The organism is Actinomycetota bacterium, from assembly GCA_035536535.1.
GTDB lineage: Bacteria > Actinomycetota > JAICYB01 > JAICYB01 > JAICYB01 > DATLNZ01.
This window is the reverse complement of sequence record DATLNZ010000154.1, coordinates 16,721-32,734: the sequence shown is the minus strand read 5'-3', so window position 1 is coordinate 32,734 and position 16,014 is coordinate 16,721. Positions and strand designations below refer to the sequence as shown.

16 protein-coding genes are annotated in these 16,014 nt (G+C 67.9%); 3 read left to right on the top strand and 13 right to left on the bottom strand.

Annotated elements, in window-relative coordinates; all coding sequences use genetic code 11:
• Positions 1 to 7 precede the first annotated feature (7 nt).
• The 3 genes from VNE62_10215 to VNE62_10205 are packed head-to-tail and all read left to right on the top strand — an operon-like array spanning position 8 to position 2,725.
• Positions 8 to 682, top strand: a complete 675-nt coding sequence (locus VNE62_10215; protein HVE92654.1) for a 16S rRNA (guanine(527)-N(7))-methyltransferase RsmG — start codon at positions 8 to 10, stop codon at positions 680 to 682.
• A 22-nt stretch (positions 683 to 704) separates the two neighbouring features.
• Positions 705 to 1,850: an AAA family ATPase gene (locus VNE62_10210; protein ID HVE92653.1), complete on the top strand. Its 1,146-nt coding sequence runs from the start codon at positions 705 to 707 to the stop codon at positions 1,848 to 1,850.
• Complete coding sequence (locus tag VNE62_10205; protein ID HVE92652.1) at positions 1,847 to 2,725, top strand: ParB/RepB/Spo0J family partition protein; 879 nt, start codon at positions 1,847 to 1,849, stop codon at positions 2,723 to 2,725. The genes VNE62_10210 and VNE62_10205 overlap by 4 nt, the downstream gene beginning before the upstream one ends.
• 6 nt (positions 2,726 to 2,731) lie before the next feature.
• On the opposite strand, the gene VNE62_10200 is transcribed toward VNE62_10205, so the two are convergent.
• The 13 genes from VNE62_10200 to VNE62_10140 all read right to left on the bottom strand — a co-directional run bounded on the left by VNE62_10200 (position 2,732) and on the right by VNE62_10140 (position 15,909).
• A complete protein-coding gene (locus tag VNE62_10200; GenBank protein ID HVE92651.1) occupies positions 2,732 to 3,679 on the bottom strand; it encodes a D-alanine--D-alanine ligase in 948 nt (315 codons plus the stop codon).
• Between the two features lie 13 nt (positions 3,680 to 3,692).
• On the bottom strand, positions 3,693 to 4,934 hold the full coding sequence (locus VNE62_10195) for a PLP-dependent aminotransferase family protein (protein HVE92650.1): 1,242 nt from the start codon (positions 4,932 to 4,934) through the stop codon (positions 3,693 to 3,695).
• Positions 4,935 to 5,010: 76 nt separating this feature from the next.
• On the bottom strand, positions 5,011 to 6,015 hold the full coding sequence (locus VNE62_10190) for a peptidoglycan-binding protein (protein ID HVE92649.1): 1,005 nt from the start codon (positions 6,013 to 6,015) through the stop codon (positions 5,011 to 5,013).
• A gap of 73 nt (positions 6,016 to 6,088) precedes the next feature.
• Positions 6,089 to 6,412, bottom strand: a complete 324-nt coding sequence (gene trxA / locus VNE62_10185; protein ID HVE92648.1) for a thioredoxin — start codon at positions 6,410 to 6,412, stop codon at positions 6,089 to 6,091.
• A 66-nt stretch (positions 6,413 to 6,478) separates the two neighbouring features.
• Positions 6,479 to 7,618 (bottom strand): mandelate racemase/muconate lactonizing enzyme family protein, encoded by a 1,140-nt coding sequence (locus tag VNE62_10180; protein ID HVE92647.1) that lies wholly within the window; start codon positions 7,616 to 7,618, stop codon positions 6,479 to 6,481.
• 44 nt (positions 7,619 to 7,662) lie between these two features.
• Entirely contained in the window at positions 7,663 to 8,592 is a 930-nt protein-coding gene (gene trxB / locus VNE62_10175; GenBank protein ID HVE92646.1) for a thioredoxin-disulfide reductase, read from the bottom strand.
• A gap of 86 nt (positions 8,593 to 8,678) precedes the next feature.
• Positions 8,679 to 9,914, bottom strand: coding sequence for a protein kinase (locus VNE62_10170; protein HVE92645.1), 1,236 nt, complete (start codon positions 9,912 to 9,914; stop codon positions 8,679 to 8,681).
• Positions 9,914 to 10,744 (bottom strand): DegV family protein, encoded by an 831-nt coding sequence (locus VNE62_10165; GenBank protein HVE92644.1) that lies wholly within the window; start codon positions 10,742 to 10,744, stop codon positions 9,914 to 9,916. Before VNE62_10165 ends, VNE62_10170 begins: the two co-directional genes overlap by 1 nt.
• An 18-nt stretch (positions 10,745 to 10,762) precedes the next feature.
• The gene (locus VNE62_10160) at positions 10,763 to 11,161 is read right to left on the bottom strand and encodes a hypothetical protein (protein ID HVE92643.1); all 399 of its coding nucleotides are present in this window, start codon (positions 11,159 to 11,161) and stop codon (positions 10,763 to 10,765) included.
• Positions 11,158 to 12,726: a murein biosynthesis integral membrane protein MurJ gene (gene murJ / locus VNE62_10155; GenBank protein HVE92642.1), complete on the bottom strand. Its 1,569-nt coding sequence runs from the start codon at positions 12,724 to 12,726 to the stop codon at positions 11,158 to 11,160. Before murJ ends, VNE62_10160 begins: the two co-directional genes overlap by 4 nt.
• Positions 12,726 to 14,666 (bottom strand): DUF6049 family protein, encoded by a 1,941-nt coding sequence (locus VNE62_10150; protein ID HVE92641.1) that lies wholly within the window; start codon positions 14,664 to 14,666, stop codon positions 12,726 to 12,728. Before VNE62_10150 ends, murJ begins: the two co-directional genes overlap by 1 nt.
• Positions 14,663 to 15,418: a sulfite exporter TauE/SafE family protein gene (locus tag VNE62_10145; GenBank protein ID HVE92640.1), complete on the bottom strand. Its 756-nt coding sequence runs from the start codon at positions 15,416 to 15,418 to the stop codon at positions 14,663 to 14,665. Before VNE62_10145 ends, VNE62_10150 begins: the two co-directional genes overlap by 4 nt.
• The gene (locus VNE62_10140; protein HVE92639.1) at positions 15,415 to 15,909 is read right to left on the bottom strand and encodes an NUDIX domain-containing protein; all 495 of its coding nucleotides are present in this window, start codon (positions 15,907 to 15,909) and stop codon (positions 15,415 to 15,417) included. The genes VNE62_10145 and VNE62_10140 overlap by 4 nt, the downstream gene beginning before the upstream one ends.
• Positions 15,910 to 16,014 lie beyond the last annotated feature (105 nt).

Below are 16,014 nucleotides of genomic sequence, written 5' to 3'. Positions count from 1 at the left end.
CGTGGGCGTGGACAACGCGACACCCGACGATGCACAACGCCTGGCGCAGTTTGTCCAACTCCTCGCCGACTGGGCAATCCCGCTGGGCTTTATGGGCCCGCGAGAAGAGCCCAAGCTGCTTGACAGGCACATCGCCGAGTCGGCCGCCCTGCTCGAGCATGTGGCCGATGGCCCCGTGGTCGACGTGGGCTCGGGGGCCGGGCTCCCGGGGATAGTCATCGCGATCTGGAGACGCGAAGGCGTCCTGTTGGAGGCGGAACGGCGGCGAGCCGAATTCCTGCGGCGGGTCGTGAGCGAACTTTCGCTCGGGTGGCATGTAGTGGCAGACCGCGCGGAAGCCGTAGGACGCGATGAAGCCACACGCAGCACCTTCACGACAGCGGTGGCCAGAGCGTTGGCGCCCCCGGCGGTAGCGCTCGAGCTGCTCATGCCGTTGGTGAAGGTCGGTGGAAGAGCGGTGCTCATGGCTGGCCCCTCCGCGCTGGAGGACCCGAATCTGGCGTGGGTGGCGCACGAACTGGGCGGCGAGACGCCGCAAACAGTTCGGCTGCAAGTTACTGGCGGACCGGGGCCTGCATGGGCCATCATCGTGGACAAGAGCTCCGACACCCCGGACCGGTACCCTCGCCGGACCGGGGTGCCGCTGCGCCGACCGCTGCGCAAGCCCTCGTTGGGTGCTTAGCGCAGAACCGGGGAGGTCGCGGATGCGACTCGCGATTGCGAATCAGAAGGGTGGCGTCGGAAAGACTACGACGGCCGTGAACCTGGCTGCGGCGCTGGCAGAACTGGGCCATCGTGTGCTGCTGGTCGACCTCGACCCCCAGGCGAACGCGACCACCGGCCTGGGCGTGGACCACAGGGAACTGAGTTCCTCGATCTACGACGTGGTGGTCTCGGGAGCCGATCCCGCGGACGTGGTGCGGTCCACCGACTACGAGAGGCTGGACATCCTGCCTTCTTCGATCCACCTGGCGGGGGCCGAGTTGGAGTTGGTGCCCGCATTCTCTCGCGAAACCAAGCTGCGGGTGGCTCTGGATACGTTGGAGGACGCATACGAAGTCACCTTGATCGACTGTCCGCCGTCGCTGGGCCTCCTGACGGTGAATGCGCTCGCGGCCGCCCATACGATGCTCGTGCCGATGCAGTGTGAGTACTACGCGCTGGAGGGCCTCACCCAGCTCATGCGCAATATCGAGCTCGTCCGGACCGGACTGAACCCATCACTGGAGATCGGCGGCATCGTCCTCACGATGTACGACGCGCGCACGAAGCTGTCTGAGCAGGTCGCGGACGAGATCAGATCCTATTTCGGTGACCGGGTATTCGCCACGGTCATCCCGAGAAGCGTGCGGCTCTCGGAAGCGCCCTCCTATGGGCAGCCGGCGATCGTCTACGACCCCTCGTCCCGCGGCTCCCTGGCCTACCGCTGGCTGGCGGAAGAGTTTGCCGCGAGATTCTGTCCACCGGTAGAGGCGTCCGCAGGATCCGAGAGCATCAGCGCGCCGGACGGTCCCCGGCCCACAGCTACCGATGCACACGAACCCTCGAGCGCGACCGCGGGGCCGCGGCCGTCGGCGGAGGCGGGATCGGGACATGCGGAGTCACTCGGAGGGGAGCCTGACACTGCGCGGCACGAGAGGGCCCTCCAGGCGACTCCGGGACAGCCTGAGAGCGACCGCGCAGAGCCACAAATGAAGACGCAACTGTCCTCGCCCCCACACGTAGAGGCTTCGGTTGGCGCACCCGACCTGGAAGTCGCCGGGGCCGTCACGGTCGGGGACGAGATCGCCGGCGACGCAGACGTCAGACACCACGAGCCCGCGCAGGATTGGACCGAGGAGGAGACATGAGCAGACGTCCGGGATTGGGCCGGGGTCTGGGCGCGCTGCTGCCCACGACCTCCGACGCTCGCATAGTCGAGCTCGACGTGGACGAGATTCGCCCCAACCCACGCCAACCGCGCCAGGAGTTCGTCCAGTCGGAGCTGGAGGAGCTGGCCTCGTCCATCAAGGAACTTGGTTTACTTCAACCCGTGGTCGTGCGCTCGGTGGAGGGTGGTTTGTATGAGCTGCTGATGGGGGAGCGCCGCCTCCGGGCTTCTCGCCTGGCGGGGGTCAAGCGCATTCCCGCCCTGGTACGGGAGACGGACGACCGCGGCGCGCTCGAACAAGCCCTGGTGGAAAACCTGCAGCGCTCGGACCTCCAGCCGCTGGAGGAGGCCCATGCCTACCGCAACCTGGTCGACCTCTTTGAGATCACGCAGGAGGAGGTGGCCCGTCGCGTTGGCAAGAGCCGGGTCCACATCACCAACACCCTGCGCCTGCTGGACCTGCCCGCGTCCGTGCGCGCCCTGCTGGCGGAGAACCTGCTGACAGCGGGACACGCGAGGGCTCTGCTCGCCGTCAAGGACCCGGGACTGCTGGAGGACCTGGCGCGGAAGGCCGTCGAAGAAGGGCTGACCGTCCGTCAGGTCGAGGAGCTCGCCCGGCGCAGTGGCGAGCCCAGGGCCGACCGACCGGCTTCCTCTCTAAAGCGCCGGCGGGGGAAGTTCCCGGACCTGGAGGAGACACTTTCGGATCACTTCGGCACGGTCGTTCAGGTGGAGGTCGGCCGTGGCCGGGGACGGGTGGTCATATCCTTCGGCTCCCGCGACGACCTCGAGCGCATCACTTCGGTGCTGCTCGGGCGCCCTCAAGTCACGCAGAGTGGCAGTGAAGGTACCTAGAGTGCCTTAGTGGGCTGCTTCTCCCCGGACGATGGCGGCGTCAACTACCGACGACGCGAAGTCCTCGAAGGAGCCGCCGGAAGCGCGAACGGCGAGTGGAAGCAGGGACGTTTCCGTGAGTCCCGGACAGGGATTCACCTCCAGCACGACCGCTCCCCGCTCTTCGGACACGATGAGGTCTACGCGGGCGAAGTCCCGGGCGCCGAGTTCTTCAAAGGCCGAAACCGCCACCCCGCAGGCGGCCTCGAGCAGTTCCTCACGAATATCCGCCGGACAGGTGTAGGTCGCCGCCCCCGGTGTCACGCGGGCGCGAAAGTCGAAGACGCCCTCGGTGCTTATCTGCACCGGGGGAAGCGCCCGCGGCCGGCGGCCCGGTTCCTGGAGCACCGTGACCGCAAGCTCCACCCCCTGGATAAAGCGCTCGAGCAGGATGCGGTCGCCGTTGTTGAAGGCGGTCATGGCGGCTGCGGGAAGCTCTTCGGGCTCCCGTACGACTCCCACGCCCAGCCCGCTCCCCTGTGTGGCGGGTTTTACGACGATCGGATAGCCCAGTCGCCCGGCGGCCTCCCCCATGGCGGCGCCGGCGCCCATGTGCCGCACGGCTTCCGCGTGCACGACGAAGGAGTCCGGGGTGGCGATGCCGGCCCGGCGGAGGACCCCGGATGCCACCGGTTTGTCGAAGCAGAGGTGACACGCGAGCCTGTCCGAGCCGGTGTAGGGGATGGCGAAGGCGTCCAGGACCGACTGGATCGTCCCGTCCTCCCCGTCGCGGCCGTGCAGGGCGACAAATGCGCAGTCCATCCCGCGCAGGGACTGCGTCAGGTTCTCGTCCACGTCCAGCTCGAGGGACTCGTGGCCGGCGGACCGCAGAGCGGTGGCTACGTTGTGGCCGGAGTCCAGCGAGAACTGTCTTTCCAGCGACCGGCCGCCGCGGACCACCCCGACGCGCGCCATCATGCCTCCGCGGTCAGCTCAGGCCGAGCCCGCGGCCCAGCTCCATCTCTTCGTGGACCACCACACCGAGCCGCCGGACGCCCTCTTCGATCGCCTCGGGCGACGGATACGAGAAGTTGAGCCGCATATAGGCCCGCCCCCGCGCCGGCTCCGGGAAGAAGGCGGTCCCCGGGACGTAGGCCACTCCTGCCTCCAGCGCACGCGGGAGCATCGACTTGGTGTCCATCGGCGCCGGCAGTTCCGCCCAGCAGAACAGTCCGCCCTCGGGAGGCCTAAGAACGGCCTCGGCGGGGAAGTGCTGGGCTACGGAGTCGATCATCGCGTCACGCCGCTCCCTGTAGACCTTCCGGATCAGGTCCAGGTCGGACTGCGAGTGTCCGGAGCGCAGGTATGCGTCGGCGACCAATTGGGTGAACGAGGACGAACACAAGTTCGCCGCCTCCTTCATCAGCTCGAGCCTCCGAAGGACCAGCTCGGGCGCCCAGATCCAGCCGATGCGCATCCCGGGAGAGAACACCTTGGACAAGGTGCCGAGGTAGATGACCTGGTCGGGGGCGATCGCCGACAGCGCCTGCACGGGCTCTCCCTCAAAGCGAACCATCGCGTAGGGGTTGTCCTCGATGACCAGGAGATCGTGCCGTGCGCACAGCTCCAGAACCTGCTCCCTGCGGTCGGCCGCCAGCGTCAGCCCGCTGGGGTTCTGGAACGTCGGGACCAGGTAAAGGAACTTGGCCCGGCGCCCCTCCGCCCCGAGAGCGGCCAGAGCCTCTTCCAGCGCCTCCACGCGCAGCCCCTCGTCGTCCATGGCCAGCCCGCGGACGTCGGCTTGATGGGACCGGAAAGCTTGAATGGCTCCCACGTAGGTCGGCGCCTCGGCCAGCACCACGTCCCCGGGGTCCACGAAGACTTTGGCGAGCAGCTCCAGCGCCTGCTGCGCACCGTCCGTGACCAGCAGGTGGCGGGGGTCGGCCTCGATCCCTTCCAGCGCCATCGCGCCGGCAAGCGACTCGCGGAGCTCGGGCAGCCCCTGCGCGGGTCCGTACTGGAGCGCGCGGGCGCTGTCGGTGGCTAGGACCGAAGCCACGTAGTCGGCGACCCTGTCGGGAGGCAGTGCCCCCAGCCAGGGGGCCCCTCCGGCCAGCGAGATGGTCTCCGGACGGTTGAGGACCGCGAACAGCGCCCGGATCTCGGACCCGCCCATCGAGGCGGTGCGGATAGCGAACAGGTCGCGGTGCGGATCAGTAGGACGGCGCATCGGTCCATTGTCGCCTGATCCTGATGTCAGGATGGTGCACCCTGCTCCGGTCCAGCCGGGACGGCCTGCTGACGCCTCAGCCGGAGGAATCGAAGTAGTGCGATACCCCGGACGCCACCGCCTCACCCAGCCCGGTGAGGTAGGGATCCTCTCCCAGAAGGGGCTCGGCCCCCGGACAGGACAGGTCGACGACCACAGCCGGCATCTTCGTCTGTCTGAGGAACGGGAGATTCCGGCCGAGGATGGAACTGCTGCGCCCAAACGATGACTCGAGGCTCCCGCCGACCGACTCGGCCAGGTCCCGGCCCATCCGCGAGTGGCTGTCCTCCATCGACCAAAAGGCGACCCAGGGCCCGGACTCCGGACGGCAGGCGAAGTGGAACGACACGGCGACGTCCGTCCCGGCCTCGTTGGCCACCAGCGTTCTTCGGTCCAGGTCCGGACCCTGTTGCACGGCCCGGGACATCATCGGCCGGGCTCCCATCCGCTCCAGGTGCTCCGCCGCAGCCTCGGCCACCCGGTAGACGACGTACGACTCGGGAACGCCGGGAGAAGTCACGACCCCTACGTCGGGTCCGCCGTGGCCGGGATCGAGATAGATCCTGCGTCCGGCAAGGCCCCCCCGCTCGCGGGAGATGCGCTCGCGCAGTTGCGACTTGGACCCCGGCTGGATCCGTCGCGCCAGACGATTCAGGGCGTCCACCGTCGCCCTGCCCACGATCCCGTCTTTGGGAAGGCCGCTTCCCCGCTGAAACTGGGTCACGGCGGCATGGGTCTCCGCGCCGAAGATCCCGTCCTCCTTGCCCGAGTCGAATCCGAGGGCGTTGAGGCGGCGCTGCAGGTCGCGGACGTCGTCGCCGCGCATTGGATGTCGGCGCAGGTACAGCATCCGGCTGCCGAGCCGCAGGCAAGCCTCGACCAGCTCCCTCCAGGTGAGCTCGCCGACGATGCCGTCCGGACTCAGGCCCCGGCGGATCTGGAAGACCTTGACCGCGGACTCGGTCTCACCCCCGAAGAATCCGCGCTCGACGGAGGCGACCGGGTAACCCAGCGCCTGAAGACGAGCCTGGACGTCGAGCACGGCTCCGCCAGAGGCACCCGAGCGGAGCGGGGGACGCTGCAAAGGCATCATCGAGGGGACGGGCCGCCGCCCCTCAGCCCAGGTGAGGCTCGATCTCCTTGAGCAGCTGTTCCTTGTTTCGCGAGCCGATGATCCGGACCTTCTCCTCCCCACCAGAGAACAGGATGAGAGTCGGGATGCTCATGATCTGCAAATTCCGGGACAGGTCGGGATTGGCGTCCACGTCGATCTTGGCCACGCGGATCCGTCCCTGCTGCTCGGCCGCGATCTCGTCGAGGATGGGCGCGATCTGCCTGCACGGGGCGCACCATTCGGCCCAAAAGTCGATCAGAACCGGTTCGGATCCCGAGATCGTGTCGTTGAAGCTGTCCGCTGTCAGTGTCGAAACGTCGGCCATGACGCCCGCCTTTCTATGTTGGTGTACAGCAAGTGTACGGAGGGGCGGGGTCCGCGGCAGCGGTGCTCAGCCGATCGCGTGCCCGTGGGCCGCGACGGCGCCCCAGTCCATCTCCACCCCCAGGCCGGGGCCCTGTGGAACCTGGATCGATCCGTCACTGTCCACCTGGAGCGGCTCGGTGAGCATGGCGTCGCGCGCCTCCGGGATCCAGGAGCCCGGCTCGAACGGGTACTCACACCAGGTCGCATTGGGGGCCGCCCCCATGCAGTGCAGGTTCGCTGCGAGCCCCAGCCCGTTGGTCCAGGTGTGGGGGGCGTACTCCACCCCGAAAGCCTCGGCGAGGACCGCGATCTTCCGCGACATGAGGATGCCGCCCGACAGCGCCACGTCGGGCTGGACGACGTCCAGAGCCCCCCGGGTCAGCAGTTCCCTGAAGGGGTGAAGCTCGGCGAGCATCTCGCCCCCCGCCAGTCGCACGTCCGTCTGGGCCCGGAGGCTGGAATATCCGTCGTAGTCGTGCTGGTACAACGGCTCCTCGAGCCAGTACACGTCGAGGTCCTCGCACTCCCGGGAGAACTGGACGGCCCGCTTGAAGTCCCACTCGGGATAGGGACCGAGCCCGTGCACCCGCCAGCCCTGGTTGGCGTCCACCATAAGGGTGAACTCCGGCCCCAACGCCTCACGCACCGCCTCGACGACCGCCACGTCCTCGGTCACGGTCGGGTGCCGCACCCGCAACTTGACCGCCCTGAATCCCAGTTCCTGGAGCTGCAGGCAAGCCTGGACGTGCGCCTCGGGCAGCTTGAGCTCTCCTGTGGACGCATAGGCCATGAGTCGGTCCCGGGCGCCCCCCAGAAGCTTGTAGACCGGCATCCCGGCCGCCTTGCCGATGATGTCCCACAAGGCCGGCTCGATGTGCCACGCTCGGTAGCCGAGGATCTGGGCGCTGGACCTCAGTGTCTTGAGGATGTCCTCTACCGAGGTGACTTCGCGGCCCACCAGGTAGGCGCGCAGGACGGGCAGGTACCCGGCGGCCTCGTCGAAGACGGCTATTCCGCCCGCCGTTCCGGTGATGCCGTCATCGGTCGTGATCCGGTAGATGACGCAGGAGTTGGACTCCGACGGCACTCCAGGCACCCACGAGGGCGCGAACGGCCTGGGCAGCGGGAAGTGACACACCCACGCTTCAATCCTGTCGATGCGCATCGGGGGCCGAGACTACCGCTTCGGCAGTGCGGCCGGTCCGGGCGTCAGTGACCCACGGACTCCAGCCAGCGCTCGGCGTCGATCGCGGCGGCGCAACCCATTCCCGCGGCGGTCACGGCCTGCCGGTAGACGTGGTCCACACAGTCGCCGCCCGCGAAAACCCCCTCCACCGAAGTCCTGGACGCCGGCGCCTGCGTGAGGATGTAACCCTGCGGGTCCATATCCAGCTGGCCCTCGAAGATCTTCGTGGCGGGGTCGTGTCCGATGGCGACGAAGACGCCACCTGCCGCCAGGAAAGATTCCTCGCCGGAAATCACGTTGCGCAGGTTCAGGCCGGTCAGCTTGTCGCCGTCCATCGCGATCCCTGTCGCCACGGAGTCCCAGACGAAGCTGAGCTTTGGGTGCGCGAACGCGCGGTCCTGGAGGATCTTTGATGCCCTCAGCTGGTCCCGCCGGTGCACCACCGTGACTTTGGAGCCGAACTTGGACAGGAACAGGGCTTCCTCAAGCGCCGTGTCACCACCACCGATGACGACGATCTCCTCGCCTCTGAAGAAAAAGCCGTCGCACGTCGCGCAATAGGAAAGCCCCTTGCCGGTCATTTCGGTTTCACCCGGGATACCTATGCGACGGGCTACCGCGCCGGTCGAGACGATCACCGATCTTGCGGAGTGCTCTCGTTCACCGGTCCAGACCCTGAACGGGCGGCACGAGAAGTCGACCCGTGTCACGTCCTCCGTGACGATCTCGGTCCCGAAGCGAAGGGCCTGCTTTCGGAAGGCCTCCATCAGTTCCGGGCCCTGGATGCCGTCGGAGAAGCCCGGATAGTTCTCGACGTCGGACGTGATCATCAACTGTCCGCCCCAGCCGAAACCCTCGAACAACAGGGGCTGTAGGTTCGCGCGCGCCGCGTAGACCGCGGCCGTGAAGCCCGCGGGACCCGATCCGATGATGAGCACCTGCCTGGGATCCATGACGCTCCTTTTCCAGGCCCTTCAAGGCCGACGCCGAGACTAAACGCCGGGAGCCGGTTCCGCCGACCCCGGTCGCATGGCCGGCGTCACGGCGGGTATAACCCGACCTCCGAAACGGCACACGAATACGACCGTCCGCGTCCACCCGGCGTTCGGCCCAGCCTCGTTATCCAGACCAGCCACCACCGGGACGTCGACGGACGCACATCGACCGACGTCGTCCTGCCTGCCGAACCCACGGAGGCGACGGTGTCCCAGCCGTCGATCGTGCGCGCCCGGCCCTCCGACCGGCGCAGCTCGACGGCGCACCCCTCCACCCCCATCAGCAACTTCGCACGACCCACCTCCCGCGCCTGTCCCAGATCGACAATCACACCGACCCCGCGTTTCAGCCCGGAGAAGCCTGCGCTGGAGTACCGCTCGGTCGCCCAGAAGGTGGCCGTGTCGCCGTCCGTTATGCGCGCCACAGAGCGCCGGCCCTCACGGCCGTCGTTGCCCATGGGATCGAAGTCCTCGACACGGACGATCCGGTGGGGGTCTCCGGCGAAGTGGCTTTCGGACGGAGCCGGAGTCGGCGTGGACCTCGCTCCCAGCCGGGTTGCTCCCGCCACGAGGAGGCCGAGCAACGCGATGCCGGCGACGATCACCGGCACCGCACTGCGCTTCGGGACCGACCTCGGCTGGCTGGGACGGATGGACCTGAGGTCCGAGAGGGCGCTTTCGGCGTCCGGATAGGCCCCCGCTTCCAGCTTCCCGGCGATCCTCGCAAGCTCCCGGTTGCCTGGATCAGGCAACTCCGGCGGCGCCAGGCGCTTTATGAGGCTCCCGAGAGCCACCAGGTCCCGCGCGGGGCCGGACGGACCGCTGCCCGCCACCACCCAGAAGTCGCCTACTTTGGCGCCCTGCTCGGACAGCAGCACGTTGCCCTCGTGAAGGTTGCCGTGCACGACCCCGCGGGAGTGGGCGTAGCGGAGGGCTTCGGCCACATCCGCGCCAACCGAAAGGGCCTCCGACGTCGACAGCGGAAGGGCGGCCCACGCAAGGGACCCCGGAAGCAGCTCGCTCACGGTGTAGAAGTTGCCGCTGTCGTAACCGGTGTCGAACACCCGCACGACGCGGGGGTGCGTCAGCGAAGCGGCCACCCCGATCTGATGCTGGAGATCCTGGGCGTCGTCGACCTGCGCGAACACCCTTATCGCGACCTGTCGCTGGAGCCGCTCGTCCAGCGCCCTCCACACCGACGATCGATCCGACGAGCCGAGGTTCGCCTCGACCTTGTACCGGCCCCCTATGAGCGAACCGGGCGCAACCGTCGCCGGCATCAGGTCGTGGAGAAGGCGACACCAACTACGCCGGGGCCCGCATGGGTCCCGACAACCGGGCCGAGTGTCCAGACCCGTTCCGGCGGTATATCCACGACTCCGTCCAGCATCGACAGGAAGGTGTCCACGTCGGGGGCCTCACCGGTTATCACCACCATCTGGTCGATGCGGCCTGCGTCCGCTTTGACCAGACCCGCGAGGTGCTGAAAAGCCTTGGCGCGGGTCCTCACGCGTCCCACGGGTTCGACGACGCCGTCGACGATGCTGATGACGGGTTTCACCTGCAACATCGTCCCGAGCAGCGCCTGGGCGCCGCCGATCCGCCCGCCTCGCCTGAGGTACTCGAGCGTGTCGATGACCGCGAAAAGCTTCGTCCGGTCCCGCAGTTCTTCAAGGTCCCTGACGATCGCGTCGAGATCCGACCCCTTGTCCGCCAGTTCCGCGGCCCTCAGTGCCATCAACGCCGTGGTGCCGGACACGCCCTGGGAGTCGATCACCTCCACCCGGACGCCGGCCGACCGCGCCGCGATCTTCGCGGACTGGGCTGTCGCCGACAGCTTCTCGGACAGATGGACGGAAACCACGCCGTCCGCCCCCTCCTCGGCCAGTTCCCGGTAGACCGTCTCGAACTCGCCTGCGCTGGGCGCGGCCGTCGCCGGGCTGTCCGAGGACGCACGCAACTTCGTCCAGAACTGGTGGGCATCGAGGTCCACGCCGCTCAGGAAACTCTCGGTGCCGAACCGGATCGTCAGAGGAACGACTCGGATGCCGTGGCTCGAGGCCAGTTCAGGCGGCAGGTCCGCCGCGGAATCAGTCACGACCTTGACCATCGACGTTTCCTTTCCCGGCTAGGTCCGCAAAGGAGCCGACTCGGTGACCTCGACGACCGCCAGCGGGTGCAGCCGCTCGATCTTCTTGACCACGAACGTCTTGGCCGTCTTTTTCATCCGAACCGACACCCGCCGCCCAACGGGATCGACCTTGAACTCGACGAACTCGCCCCCGTTCTTGGTCACGTACTCCTCGGCCGTCGCTTTGGCGGCTTCGAACACGTTGGAGTTGGAGTAGACGAGTCCTGCTTCCTGTGCCGCCGTAGCCGCAATGTCGGGTGCCTGGAGTCGGTTGAACACAAGCGATCCGCCTTCGAGCACGATAAAACCAACCACCGCGACGGCCAGCAGCATCTTCACGAGCCAGGCGGAGACCTGTCCAGCCTCAGCGGCGATGACCCTTCGCACAGTCGTCATTCGGGGGTGGGGGCCGGCGCGGGAGTCCTGCGGATCGATTCCAGCAGCATCCGTCCCTCTGTAAGGCCCGTGACCTGCGAAAACACAAGGTAGAGTACAGCCCCGGCGGCGGTCGCCGCCAATACGGCGAACGGACCTTGCCCAAGCCACGCCACGATAGCCCACACCCCCGCGCCCATCGCGGCGGCGGAGGCGGCTACTCGCGCGACCGGCGAGACGAGCGCCTGCGCCGAAAGCCCGCCTTGTACGCGCCCGCTCAGCAAGCCCCAGAGCACAATCGACCCGAAGGCGTACGAGATGCCGTGGCCGAGCGCGAGCCCGGGCACGCCCAGCGCCGTGAACAGCGGGACGTTCACAGCGGCATGGACCGCGACGGCGGCGGCACGGACGAGCGTCGGGGTGCGCGTGATCCTCAGCGCGTAGAAGCACCTGGTGAGGAATTGGAATAGCGAGAAAAACGGCAGGCCGACACAGAACGCGGTGAGAACAGAGGCAACGGCGTCAGCGTCACGGACCCCGGACGCCCCGCGGGCCAGCAGCATCCTCGCCAACGGCCTAGAAAGCAGCGCATAGCCGACGGCCGCCGGGACCAGCAGAAAGGCGGTCCCCCGCACGCCTGCCGCAAAGGATCTCCGGTAGGAGTCCCAGTCGCCGCCTACGGCTGCCGCCGACAAGTCTGGATGCAGCGCGGAGTTCAAACTGACGGCGAAAAGTCCATGAGGCAGCTGCAGGAAGATGAACGCGACCTGGTATGCGGTGACGCCACCGGCGACCGACTGGGCCAGCTGTATCACCACCCACAGCCCTATCTGGTTCACCACCACGTAGGCCATCACGTACCCGGACAGCCGAAGCATCGATCGGATCGCCGGGTCCGAGAAGTCTGGGCGGAACCGGAGCCTGTCCTGTCGGAGCAGAGGCAGGTACGCCAGTCCCTGCACCACAACACCCAGGGTCGTTCCGGCCCCCAACAGCGTCTTGGCCCCCGGCGAAAGCGACAGGCCCTGTTCGCCGAACAGCCTCGCGTATGCGAGGAACGTGCCGCCCCATATGAGGTTGTTCAGGACGGGGATGAACTTCGGGGGGCCGAATCGGTGGCGCACGTTGAGCAGGGCTTCGCCGATGGCCGATAGGCCGTAGAAGAGGATCTGCGGCGCGAACCACCGCAGCAGGAACGTGGCGAGCTCCCGCGTCTCGTCCCTCACGGCGGCGTCGATGCGCAGGGTGTAGACGCGGATCAGCAGGGGGGCCGCGACTATGGTCAGGACGGACAGCGCGGTCAGGACGATCAGCGACGAGGTGACCAGCCCCGAGACGTCCGAACGCCCCTCCGACCGCATGGAAATGACCACCGGGACGAGCAGCGAGGTGAGCACGCCCCCCAGGAACAGCTCGAAAATGATGTTCGGCAGCGTGTTCGCGATGTTGTACGTGTCGGCGAGACGGCTTCCCGTGACGCCGAGCGCATATGTAAGCGCAGCGACACGAGCGAGGCCCGTCAGGCGCGACAGCGCCGTTCCGGCCGTCATCAGCACGGTCGCCCGGTACAGCTTCCGTTCCTGCATCAGCCCGTGGCCCCATTCGGAGGACCGGCCCGCCCCCGGGGGGTTCGGCGTCCGCGCCCTTTCGCGTACCACAGGACGAGAAACGCCGCCGCCCCCACCGTGAGGCCGAGTGCGAGGACGTTGGCCGCGGTGGACCTCACGGTGATCTCCGACTGCTCCACCACGACGCGCCCATCGGGAGTTCGAAGCGTCACCCGGACGGGAAACGTCCCCGTCGCCTCCGTGAGCGCCGGAAACGTGACCGTCTGACCCGGGGGAGACACCTCAAGCGCCCTCGAGCGGCCTCTGGGGAACTTGAGCTTTGCCGATTCGACCTCGACGACCAGTCGCACCCGGTACCTGCTTCTGTTGCCGACGGTCACCGGGACGCCGCCTCTTCTGGACGTGAACGTGACGGGGCCCGAATCCGTGGTCGTGATCAGCGACCTCTGCCTCCTGACCGACTCGGTCACCGAGCGTGCGGAGGCAGTCCCGGCGGCCCAGTCCTCGTTCCACCAGGCGGTCCCCGCGGCGGCTAGCAGCGCGTGCCGGAAGTGTGGGACGGCAGGGTTGTCAGGCAAGGTGTACGACGCGAACAGGTCCACAGCTTCCCGGGCTTCACGCAGATCCCGCCTGTACGGCTGGGTTGGCCGGTCCGCACGCCGCAGCACGGGGATCTGCCGTTTCGTGGCAGACGCGGCCGCCTGAGCCGCGCTCACCGCCTGAAGCCACGGGGCCCTCCGAAAGGCGCTGAGAAGATCGGCGGCGCGGGGAGCCGTCGCGTCCACCACCAGGACGAGGGTCCTTTCCCGCCCGGGGCTCTCGAAATAGACCATCGCCGTCTCGGCGACCACCCGGCTGACGTCCAGTGGAGACCGTGCCGCCGAAGACAGTTCGTTGATGCGTGCGTCGGCAGGAAGCACGGTCAGGCCGCCGGTCCTCAGGGCCTCGGCAGGCGTCAGCCCGGTCGGGGCGTCGAAGGCTGCAACCGACGCCGTGTGGCCGTTGGCCTCCAGTGCCCGCAGCGTCTCGGCGTCCACCACAAGGTCTGGGGGCATGACCAGAGGGATCGGGTCGGCCTCGAAGGCCCTGCGGACGGCTTCACGGCCAAGCTCGAACTGCTCCGGCAGTTGAAGATCGAGATCGTCGAGGTGGGGGAGCTGACAGTTGCACAGCGGCGTGGTCGCCAGTTCCGACCGGCCCACTACGGTCCGCAACGCCTCCAGCGCCGCATGAGCCGCAGGTTGTGCCTCCCCGGCTGGGAACACCCGGAGCTCTTCCGCCGCAAGCGGGCTCACGGCCACTACGGCCGGTGAGTCTTCCGGTGAAAGCGACTCCAGCTGCCGCTTCAGACCCTCGAGCCGGCGCCTCGCGTTTCGCGGCACGGACCAATCGGGCCTCAGCACCGGCGTGGGAGAGAAGAGAGCCACCGTGAGCACGCTCATCCGGGGAGAAACGGGGCCTTGGAGTATTGCGACCGCGGTGGTCAGCGTTTGTCTCGGTGTCCCTCGCCTGGAGACGGCGACGGTGACGGGATAAACCCCGTCCTGCAGCCCTTGCAGGCTGCGCGCGGGCGGCTCGTTGACCATGTCGATGGACACCGGCGTCCCGGCACGCGCGTCTGGCACCTCATATGACCGCTCTACGAGAACCGGCGGCGCCCTTTCGCCCGTCAGAACGCGCGCGAGTTCCCCGCGGCTGCGCACGCGCGGATGAACGGCGAGCGTCGCCGTCGTGTCGGTGAGCGGTCTCGAGCGGCTCGTGACTTCGATGCGCAGACGCAGAGGCGTTTGAGGGTCGAACCACGGCTGCATCTCGACCAGCGAAACGGCAAGGTCACTGCGAGCCTGGGCCTCAGCCTGAGACTGCGCCCGCACGGGCATCGGCCATGCACACATCGACGCCACCGCCACCGAGCACACGCCGGCGCCTAACCGCCGCCCGAGACGCTTCCACCTCACTGGCCGAGCAGCTTTCGCATCTCCACCGCACCGAATACCACTGCCATTGCCGCCATTCCGACCCCCACCGCCACACGCAGCGTCGCCTCCTGGCTTCTGACCGCCAGTCTCGATCCGAGCTTGGCCCCTGGGATGACGCCCGCCGTCAGCGCGCCCGCCAGCACCCAGTCGATGTTGCCGAGGACGGCATGGACCACCGACCCCGGGATGGACTGGGCGGCGACCACAGCAAGCGAGGTGCCCAGCGCCGTCTTCACTGGCAGGCCCACGAAAACCGACAGCACCGGCACGAGGATCACTCCTCCACCTATCCCGAGCAGACCCGACAGGAACCCCGACGCGGCTCCTATCGCAAGCAGCACGGCGGGCGTGGGTGCCGAGGCCGGCTGTCGCGCACCCGGGGACTTGATCATGCGAAGCGAAAGAAGCAGCATCAGGGCCGCCGTCAAAACCAGCAGCAGTTCCCCCTCGACGAGTTCGGTCGTGAACGCCCCCGCCACGGCGAACACGCAGCCCGATGCGGCCGCGTAGGCCGCCGAGCGCCCGTCGACGAGCTGCTTTCTGAGATAGGTGACCAGTCCCGTCAAAGCCGTCGGCACCACTACCGGCAGCGTTGTGCCCACCGCGACCAGAGCCGGGGTGTCGAGCACGACCCGCAGCCCGGGCGTGGACAGGAGCGCACCGCCGATGCCGAAGGCTCCGGAGGCCACACCCGACACAAAGCCTATGGCCACGGCGGCCGCCAATCTCACCAAGACGCAACGATCGCGGCCGCGGCGCGCACGGCCTTGCGCTCGGACGTGTAGGTGACCTTGCGCATCGCCTCCTGGATGGGGACCAGGCGCACCTCCTCGACCTCCTCGAGCTGAGGTACCGGTGTGCCTCCGGTTACCCGCATCAGGAACATGTGCACGGTCTTTCGGTAGCGGACCTGCTCGGGGGCCCAGGCAAACCAGTAGTTGAGCGGCTCGAGCTCCGACACGACCTCTACTCGCAACCCCGTCTCCTCCAAAACCTCCCGGACGGCGGCTTGCTGCGGGGTTTCACCGGGCTCCACGGCACCTTTCGGGATACCCCACACGGTTCGCCCTTTGAGGGAGGTGGTCCGGATGAGCGCCACATGCGGGATCTGTCCCTCCGTGCTGACGGCGACGCCGCCGGATGAGGTCGCCACACGGACGGGCCAGGTCTTGGGGTCGGCTGCTCCGGAGTCCGGGCCGGGGCGGGCAGGAACGGACGGCATGGCGCCGCCAGTATGCGCCCGTTGCCGTCGAAGAGTGGGCCTCGTTCCCCACCGCCCCGGGCCCGCTGCTCCGAACCCTGCCTCGGCCGCGCGCCTATCCTTCGA